The organism is Metabacillus mesotrionivorans, from assembly GCF_052171315.1.
Classification (GTDB): domain Bacteria; phylum Bacillota; class Bacilli; order Bacillales; family Bacillaceae; genus Bacillus_P.
In genome coordinates, this window is the sequence record NZ_JBQMFF010000012.1 from 49,624 (window position 1) to 58,691 (window position 9,068).

Sequence of the window (9,068 nt, forward strand, 5' to 3'; positions counted from 1 at the left end):
TTGTCTGCTCCCCTACAACGCTTTTTCAAGCAGCTTAGGCTTTGCGAAAATCATTCTTCCGGCAGAAGTCTGAAGAACGCTCGTCACGATGACGTCAATGTTTTTGCCGATATAGTTACGGCCCTCTTCCACAACGATCATCGTGCCGTCATCGAGATAGGCTACGCCCTGATTGTGCTCTTTTCCATCCTTGATGACAAGAACTTTCATTTCTTCCCCTGGCAGGACAACCGGCTTGACGGCATTCGCCAGATCATTGATGTTCAGCACTCCGACTCCCTGAAGTTCGCACACTTTGTTTAAATTAAAGTCATTTGTGACAACAACACCTGATGTGAGCTTGGCAAGCTTCACAAGCTTGCTGTCCACTTCCTGAATCTCTTCAAAATCGCCCTCATAAATCTCGACTTTAATAGAGAGCTCTTTTTGAATGCGGTTCAGAATATCAAGGCCTCTCCGGCCGCGGTTCCGTTTCAGGGCATCTGAAGAATCAGCGATATGCTGAAGCTCTTCCAGCACAAAGTGAGGAATGACAATCGTGCCCTCCAAAAATCCGGTCTGGCAGATGTCCGCAATTCTCCCGTCAATAATGACGCTTGTATCAAGAATTTTGAGCTTCGTGCTCTCAGTCTCCGCTTCTTCTTCACCCGCTCCTTTTTTCTTTCCGATTTTTCCGGAAATCGAAAACAGGCTGATCAGTTCTTCCTTGCGCTTAAATCCAACCTGAAAACCAAGGTAGCCAAGCAGCAGGGTCAGAAAGATCGGTATGATTGTGCTGAACACCTGATACTGAATGTCTTTAAACGGAATAACATTAACAATAAGAAAGGCAATTATAAGTCCGACAATCAATCCCAAACTACCGAAAAGAACATCCGTCACAGGTGCCTTTACCAATGATTCTTCCAGAAGCTTAACCCAGTTAACGACATAATCTACAAGCCAGAATGTGGCTATATAAAATAATATTGCTCCTAAAATGGCCAGAGCATATGGTGAATTAATAAAAGGTATGTCCTGCAGGCTTAACAATTTCATCAGCTGCGGCATAAAAAAGATACCCAGCGTTCCTCCAAGGAAAAGGAAAAAGATCTGCACAATTCGTTTTAACATACCCCCACCTCCTTCTCTTATCTATTATAATCACTTTCTCCCGTTTAAAACGGTGAAAACGCGAATTTCCGGAACCTGTAAACAGATTGAAATGTAATGAGAATCATATCATTTCCGAAAAATGAAAAACAAGAATAATATAACCTAAATCATGATGATTAAAACGTTTGAGGAGAAAGATTCATAAAAAGTTCGTTATATCTGACGGTCTATCAGCAGCTGCTCCTGAAGTCTGCGGAGACCTTCTTTTATCTTTTTCGCCCTTACCTCGCCAATTCCATCCACCTCATCAAGCTGTTCTACGGTTGCGCGCGTAATAAGTTTCAGATTTGAGAATTTGTTCACCAAATTTTCAATAATGACAGGCGGGAGCCTCGGGATCTTCTTAAGCACTCTGTATCCTCTCGGCATGACAAGGTCATCAGGGTTTGTGAAATGGGCCGAATAGCCGAGCAGGCGCAGAAGGACCATATCATCCATCAGTTCTGTATTCGTCAGCACCTGAAATTGCTCGAGCACGTATTTAGGATCAAGTGTTTTATCGAAGCAATAGTCTTTAATGACAAGCGCTGCCTCTTCCTCGATATCTGAAAGCAGTTCATTCAGCTGCAGCCTGATAAGATGCCCTTCTGTGCCAAGCTCATTAATATAATTCAGGATCTCGTTTTTAATCCGCAGAACCATCTCAATCCTGTGAATCACCTGCAGAAGCTCATCAAATGTGACAAGCTCTTCAAATTCCAGCGCCCCAAGGTTGATGATGGACTGATCAAGCACCGTTCTGTACTTTTCAAGAGTCTGAATCGCCTGATTCGCTTTTGTTAAAATGACACCAATATCTCTCAGTGCGTAACGGAGCTCCCCGTAGTAGAGGGTGATGACGTTCCTTCTCTGGGAAATGGCCACAACCAGGTTACCTGTCTGTTTTGCCACCCTCTCCGCCGTACGGTGGCGCATGCCCGTTTCACTTGAACTGATAAAAGCATTCGGAACGAGCTGGGCATTGGCATAAAGAATTTTATTTCCCGAATCACTTAGGATAATCGCTCCGTCCATTTTAGCCAGTTCATATAAATGAGCGGGAGAGAAAGCGGAGTTTATGTAGAATCCGCCATCCACTAGTTCTTTTACTTTGTCGCTGAAGCCAACGACAATCAGTCCCCCTGTTTTTGCGCGCAAAACATTTTCAATGCCTGCTCTTAAGGGAGTTCCGGGCGCAATAAACTGCAGAATTTCCTTCATGCTCTTTTCGTTTGTTTTTTTCTCTTTCTCATTCACATTGCTACCCTCCCAGTGTGATTTGCAGGGCTTCTGCGACGTTTTTCACACCCACTGCCTCTATGCCATGCGGAACTGTCCAACCGCCTATATTTGCCTCTGGAATGATCGCACGCCTGAACCCGAGCTTGGCTGCTTCCATGACGCGCTGCTCAATTCTCGAAACGCGCCTTACTTCGCCTGTAAGCCCTACTTCTCCAATAATAATATCTGTTGCTTTTGAAGGCGCATCCTTAAAGCTTGAAGCAATGCTTACAGCCACTGCAAGATCAATAGCAGGCTCATCAAGCTTTACTCCGCCGGCCACTTTTAAATAGGCATCCTGATTCTGCAGCAGCAAACCGACTCTCTTTTCAAGCACAGCCATCAGAAGCGGCACCCGGTTATGGTCGATTCCTGTTGCCATTCTTCTCGGGTTGCCGAAGCTTGTCGGTGAAATCAGCGCCTGAATCTCAACAAGTACCGGTCTTGTCCCTTCCATGGAAGCTACAACGGTAGAGCCTGCTGCCCCTTTGGAACGTTCCTCAAGGAAGATCTCAGACGGATTCAGAACCTCTTCAAGCCCGCTTTCCTTCATTTCAAAAATACCCATCTCATTTGTTGACCCAAAACGGTTTTTCACTGCTCTTAGTATCCGGTACGTATGATGGCGCTCTCCTTCAAAATACAGGACAGTGTCCACCATGTGCTCAAGAATTCTCGGACCGGCAATTGACCCTTCCTTTGTTACATGTCCGACAATGAAGATGGCGATGCCTTTCGTTTTTGCAAGTCTCATAAGTTCTGCCGTACATTCCCGGACCTGCGAGACACTTCCAGGTGCTGAGGTAATGTCACTCTGAAACACCGTCTGAATGGAATCAACAATCACAAAAGCCGGATTTGTATCATCAATTGCCTTAGCGATATATTCCATATCCGTTTCAGCAAGTACAAGCAGTTTATCAGATTTAACACCTAGGCGGTCAGCCCTCATTTTCGTCTGCTTGACCGACTCTTCTCCCGATATGTAAAGAACATCGTTTCCATTATCGGCAAGCTGTGAGGAAACCTGAAGCAAAAGCGTTGATTTTCCAATTCCGGGGTCTCCTCCTATCAGGACAAGGGAACCTTTTACAATCCCGCTGCCGAGAACACGGTTAAATTCTTTGAGGTTGGTTTTAATGCGCGGTTCCTGAGACGTTTCAATGTTTGTAATAGGTGAAGGTTTGTTTGCGGTCTGACCCGGAGCAGAGTGTGCAAAGGCCACTCTCCTGTTTGCCGTTCCTGTTTTTACAACTTCTTCTGTCATCGTATTCCATGCTCCACAGCCAGGGCATTTCCCCATCCATTTTGGGGACTCATATCCGCACTCAAGGCACATGAATTTCGATTTTGTTTTAGCCATACATTCTGTCCTTCCTTACTAGATTACCTTTTTAAAAAGAGAATCGGTAGATTCAGTGTGTTTGCTCTAAGAAACGAAATCGAGGCATACGTGAAAAATGTATGCCTCATGATTGTTTCGCTTCTGATGATTATTTGATTTTCTCCGCTTCAGCTTCTGAAGAACTTTTTACAGTAAATTCTCCCTCTGTCACATCGAGCACAACTTTCTGGCCTTTTTCGATCGTGCCTTTAAGCAGCTCTTCAGACAGGCGGTCTTCAACATGCTTCTGGATCGCCCTTCTCAGCGGACGGGCACCGTACTCAGGATCAAATCCTTCATCGGCTATTTTCTCCTGTGCAGCATCTGTCAGTTCAAGCACAAGGTCCTGTTCGGCAAGACGTTTCATCAGCTGATCAGCCATAAGAGTAACAATCTCTTTAATGTGTTTCTTCTCAAGAGAGTGGAACACGATAATTTCATCTATACGGTTCAGGAACTCAGGTCTGAATGCTTTTTTCAGCTCATTCATAACCTTGCCCTTCATATCCTTGTAATCCTGCGCCTCATCCTGCACGTTAAAGCCAACGTACTTGTTGCGCTTCAGTTCGCTTGCGCCGACATTCGACGTCATGATTAAAATGGTATTTCTGAAATCGACCGTTCTTCCTTTAGAATCTGTTAATCGTCCGTCTTCAAGCACCTGAAGAAGAATGTTGAAAACATCAGGGTGAGCTTTTTCAATTTCATCGAGAAGAACAACAGAATACGGCTTTCTGCGTACTTTTTCAGTCAGCTGTCCGCCTTCTTCATACCCGACATATCCCGGAGGGGAACCAACAAGTCTTGATGTGGAGTGCTTCTCCATATATTCGGACATATCAATCCGGATCATGGCATCCTCATCGCCGAAGATGGATTCTGCAAGTGCTCTTGCAAGCTCTGTTTTACCTACGCCTGTAGGGCCGAGGAAAACAAATGACCCAATCGGGCGCTTCGGATCTTTAAGCCCTGCTCTTGCGCGGCGCACAGCCTTTGCAACAGCTACAACGGCTTCATCCTGGCCAATCACGCGGTTATGAAGAATCTGCTCCATGTTCAGCAGCTTATCTGTTTCTGTCTGGGCAAGGCGTGAGACAGGAATTCCAGTCCAGCTCGCAACAACCATTGCGATATCATCCACTGTCACTTCCGAATTTTCCTGACCCTGTTTTTCTTTCCATGTTTTCTTCGTTTCCTCGAGCTGCTCGCGCAGACGCTGCTCTGTATCACGGAGAGAAGCCGCTTTTTCAAATTCCTGGCTTTGAACAGATGCATCTTTTTCCTTGCGCACTTCCTCAAGCTTCATTTCAAGCTCTTTTAAGTTCGGAGGAGTTGTAAACGAACGGAGGCGAACCTTCGAACCGGCTTCATCAATTAAATCGATTGCTTTATCCGGAAGGAAACGGTCTGAGATATAGCGGTCTGAAAGCTTAACCGCTGCATCAATTGCCTCATCCGTGATGGATACTCTGTGATGAGCTTCATAACGGTCGCGAAGCCCTTTTAAAATCTGGATGCTTTCATCAGCTGTCGGCTCATCAACCTGAATCGGCTGGAAGCGTCGTTCGAGAGCTGCATCCTTTTCAATATATTTGCGGTACTCATCAAGCGTAGTGGCCCCGATGCACTGAAGTTCTCCCCTTGCAAGCGACGGCTTAAGGATGTTGGAAGCATCAATTGCCCCCTCAGCGCCTCCTGCACCGATCAGTGTATGAAGTTCGTCGATAAACAGGATAATGTTGCCTGCCTGGCGAATTTCATCCATCACTTTTTTCAGACGGTCTTCAAATTCACCGCGGTATTTCGTGCCGGCAACAACAGTCCCCATATCAAGTGTCATAACACGCTTGTCGCGGAGGATCTCCGGTACTTCATTGTTCACAATCTGCTGGGCAAGGCCTTCTGCGATTGCCGTTTTACCGACACCAGGCTCCCCGATTAAAACAGGATTGTTTTTCGTTCTGCGGCTTAAAACTTCAATGACCCTTTGGATTTCTTTGCTTCGGCCAATGACAGGGTCAAGACTGCCTTCGCGTGCAATGGCCGTCAGATCGCGTGCCAGACTGTCCAGAGTCGGCGTATTGGCATTGTTCATAGATCCGCTCTGGTGGCCTGAGCCGGACTCATTGCTGCCAAGCAGCTGGAGCACTTGCTGGCGTGCTTTATTTAAGCTTACACCGAGGTTATTAAGCACCCGTGCAGCCACACCTTCACCTTCGCGGATAAGACCCAAAAGAATGTGCTCTGTGCCTACGTATGAATGTCCAAGCTTTCTTGCTTCATCCATGGAAAGCTCAATCACCTTTTTAGCTCGGGGAGTGTAGTGTATCGTCTGTGAAATTTCCTGTCCTCTGCCGATGAGGCTCTCTACTTCTTTTTGAATTTTATCTGATCCAAGGCCAAGAGCTGTCAGCGCTTTGGCAGCGATGCCCTCACCTTCTCTTACAAGACCGAGAAGAATATGCTCTGTGCCGATATTGTTATGTCCAAGACGGACGGCTTCCTCTTGTGCTAATGCAAGAACCTTCTGAGCGCGTTCAGTAAATCTTCCAAACATCATCCTTCATCATCCTCCATCCTTCTGACCATTTCTAGGTTTAGTCTTTCTCTGATTAATGAAGCTCTTCTTATGTCCCGTTCATCCGGGCGCAATGCTCCTCCGGAATACTGCTGGAGAAATCCCGGCTGAGTCAGGATCATCAGCTCATTTAAAATATTTCTGGAAATATCTTTGATGATATTTAAATCAATTCCCAGTCTCACATCTGATAAACATTTAGCTGCTTCTTTGGATTCAATGATCCTGCTGTATGTCAGCGTGCCCAGGGATCTGAACACACGGTCCTCAAGCGGCACCTGCGACGTTTTATATAAAGCTTCCCGTGCAGAGCGCTCTTTTTCAATCAGCTGGTGCACCACACTCAGCAGATCTTCTGCAATATCATCCTCAGACTTGCCGAGAGTAATCTGATTGGAAATCTGAAAGATGTTACCTAATGCTTCGCTGCCTTCCCCGTAAATTCCTCTAACAACCAGACCTAATTGATTAATAGCCGGAATAATTCTGTTCATCTGCTGTGTGAGCACAAGAGCCGGCAAGTGCATCATCACCGATGCCCTCAGCCCTGTTCCCACATTTGTCGGGCAGCTGGTTAAGTATCCTATTTGTTCATCAAACGCATAGTCAACCGAACCTTCCATCCAGTCATCAAGCCTGCTCGCTGCTTTTAAAGCTTCTTTCAGCTGCAGACCGGGATACAGACACTGAATGCGAATATGATCCTCTTCATTCAGCATGATGCTGACCTCTTCATTCTCAGACAGCAAACATGCGCCGAACGAAGAATCCTCTGCTAAATTCGGACTGATTAAATGCTTCTCAACGAGCACCCTTTTTTGAATAGGCTGCAAATCATCCATGCGGAGCATTTCAAGCTTGCCGATCTCATCTACGCTCTTATCCGCAAACGTCTCTTCAAAAAGAGAGAGAATATCCTGCAGCTCTTCATTCGAAGCAAAAGTCGGAAACCTGTACTTCTCAATGTTTCTTGCCAGTCTGACACGGCTGCTGAGAACAATGTCTGAATCAGGCCCATCCTTGCTCATCCAGGCACTCATCGCCTGGTTAATAAACTGCTGAAGTGACATATCAGGATTCACCTCCTCTGGAACTTTTTAACGAAAGTTCAAGCGAACGGATCTCATCCCGGATTTCAGCAGCCTTTTCAAACTCTTCCTGCTGAATTTGCTCTTTTAGATTCTGTTTTAATAACTCTATTCGTTTGCGGATGTGAATGCTACCGCCAATTCGCTCTGGAATCTTTCCAGCATGCACCGTATTGCCGCTGTGGACTCTTCTCAGAATCGGGTTAATTTGATCTTTAAACGTCCGGTAGCACTCGGAACAACCGAACCGTCCCACTTTTGTAAACTGCTGAAACGTCATCTCGCAGCCGGGACACTGCAGAACTTCATTTTTTTTAAAAACATCCTGCTTTGATGCGGAAACGGATGAATCCATGTTCAAAAGGCCTGCCAGCAAGTTATTAATAGAAAATCCTTTGCTGCTGTCAATGAACATGGAACTGTTGTTCTGAGCACATTTATCACAAATATGAACCTCAGTTTTTTCGCCGTTCACAACCTTCGTAAAATGAAATGTTGCCGGTCTCTCCTTGCATTCCTGGCATATCAAGTCTGTCACCTGCTCTCATCGGTATTTCAAGGAAGTCAGCATGGCCTTTATCATTCTTGCCCGCAATTCATCCCTGTGCGGCAGTTCAATATATAAAACGGACCTGTCAATCACACTCAGCATGATTTTTGCTTCCCGTTCTGAAATGACATCTTCACTTACAAGCCTTAATATGAGATCTTCAGCAGATGACTGAGAGATCCGCCTGTCGATAATGCCCATGATCTGATCAATTAAATGCGCAGCATCATTCGATTTCACTTTTATAATCCGAATGTAGCCGCCGCCTCCCCTTTTGCTCTCTACGATATATCCTCGTTCAATCGTAAAACGGGTATTGATGACATAATTGATTTGTGAGGGCACACACTGAAACTTATCCGCAATTTCACTTCTTTTGATTTCGACGATTTCCTTGCCGCTCGTCGTAAGCACCTGCTTCAAATACTGTTCAATGACATCCGAGATGTTCCGCACTCCGCCTCCCCCTAACTTGACTTTGACTATATTTGACTTTAACACTAATATAAAACGAACGTACCATTTTTTCAACTCATAACTGCTCATCTATCTATTTCCATTATTAACGGCAGTGAAACGTTTTTAAACAGAATTTGCCGTATTATTTTAAATGGGAAGAGTAATGAAAGGAAGGTGGAGGAAGGATAATACTTTATGTATACGTCAGCAATCGGTAATAATGAGCTGTTTTTCTGACCGGGATCCATTAAACGCAGCTTTTCTGCATAAGAATAAAAGTGCATGCGGCAAGGCATGATTAGATTGGTGGATAAGAGTTAGGCGGGAATTGCTATGGTATTCAGGTGCATGCTTGCCCTGTGAGGTTGTTTTTCGGTTTTGGAGGGTATGTGATCGGGGCTTTGCTTACCCTCTGATATCGTTTTTCGGTTTAACAGGGTACGATTGAAGCATTTGCTTACCCTCCGATATCGTTTTACAGTTTACCAGGGTACGATTCAAGCGGTTGTTTGTACTATGTCCCCCCTGATTTCCTTCTGAACAACAAAAAAGACAGCATCTCTGCTGTCCTTTTTTCTGCGTGCCTGGCAACGT

Annotated in this window: 7 protein-coding genes; all 7 read right to left on the bottom strand. The window is 45.4% G+C overall.

Annotated elements, in window-relative coordinates; translation table 11 throughout:
* Positions 1–12: 12 nt before the first annotated feature.
* Entirely contained in the window at positions 13–1,113 is a 1,101-nt protein-coding gene (locus ACTSEZ_RS19925; RefSeq protein ID WP_369736004.1) for a PIN/TRAM domain-containing protein, read from the bottom strand.
* A gap of 195 nt (positions 1,114–1,308) precedes the next feature.
* A complete protein-coding gene (gene disA, locus ACTSEZ_RS19930) occupies positions 1,309–2,391 on the bottom strand; it encodes a DNA integrity scanning diadenylate cyclase DisA (RefSeq protein ID WP_267881661.1) in 1,083 nt (360 codons plus the stop codon).
* Positions 2,392–2,395: 4 nt separating this feature from the next.
* Positions 2,396–3,778, bottom strand: coding sequence for a DNA repair protein RadA (gene radA / locus ACTSEZ_RS19935; protein ID WP_369736005.1), 1,383 nt, complete (start codon positions 3,776–3,778; stop codon positions 2,396–2,398).
* A gap of 130 nt (positions 3,779–3,908) precedes the next feature.
* Complete coding sequence (gene clpC / locus ACTSEZ_RS19940; RefSeq protein WP_369736006.1) at positions 3,909–6,359, bottom strand: ATP-dependent protease ATP-binding subunit ClpC; 2,451 nt, start codon at positions 6,357–6,359, stop codon at positions 3,909–3,911.
* Complete coding sequence (gene mcsB / locus ACTSEZ_RS19945) at positions 6,356–7,447, bottom strand: protein-arginine kinase McsB (RefSeq protein WP_369736007.1); 1,092 nt, start codon at positions 7,445–7,447, stop codon at positions 6,356–6,358. The genes clpC and mcsB overlap by 4 nt, the downstream gene beginning before the upstream one ends.
* Before the next feature lies 1 nt (position 7,448).
* A complete protein-coding gene (gene mcsA / locus ACTSEZ_RS19950) occupies positions 7,449–7,994 on the bottom strand; it encodes a protein-arginine kinase activator protein McsA (RefSeq protein ID WP_369736008.1) in 546 nt (181 codons plus the stop codon).
* Between the two features lie 15 nt (positions 7,995–8,009).
* Positions 8,010–8,471: a CtsR family transcriptional regulator gene (locus ACTSEZ_RS19955; protein ID WP_029282894.1), complete on the bottom strand. Its 462-nt coding sequence runs from the start codon at positions 8,469–8,471 to the stop codon at positions 8,010–8,012.
* Positions 8,472–9,068: the final 597 nt, after the last annotated feature.

Bases quoted from the DNA above. Each gene is read 5' to 3' on its own strand.
- ACTSEZ_RS19925 (WP_369736004.1), bottom strand. From the start codon at position 1,113: ATGTTAAAACGAATTGTGCAGATCTTTTTCCTTTTCCTTGGAGGAACG.
- radA (WP_369736005.1), bottom strand. From the start codon at position 3,778: ATGGCTAAAACAAAATCGAAATTCATGTGCCTTGAGTGCGGATATGAG.
- mcsB (WP_369736007.1), bottom strand. From the start codon at position 7,447: ATGTCACTTCAGCAGTTTATTAACCAGGCGATGAGTGCCTGGATGAGC.
- clpC (WP_369736006.1), bottom strand. From the start codon at position 6,359: ATGATGTTTGGAAGATTTACTGAACGCGCTCAGAAGGTTCTTGCATTA.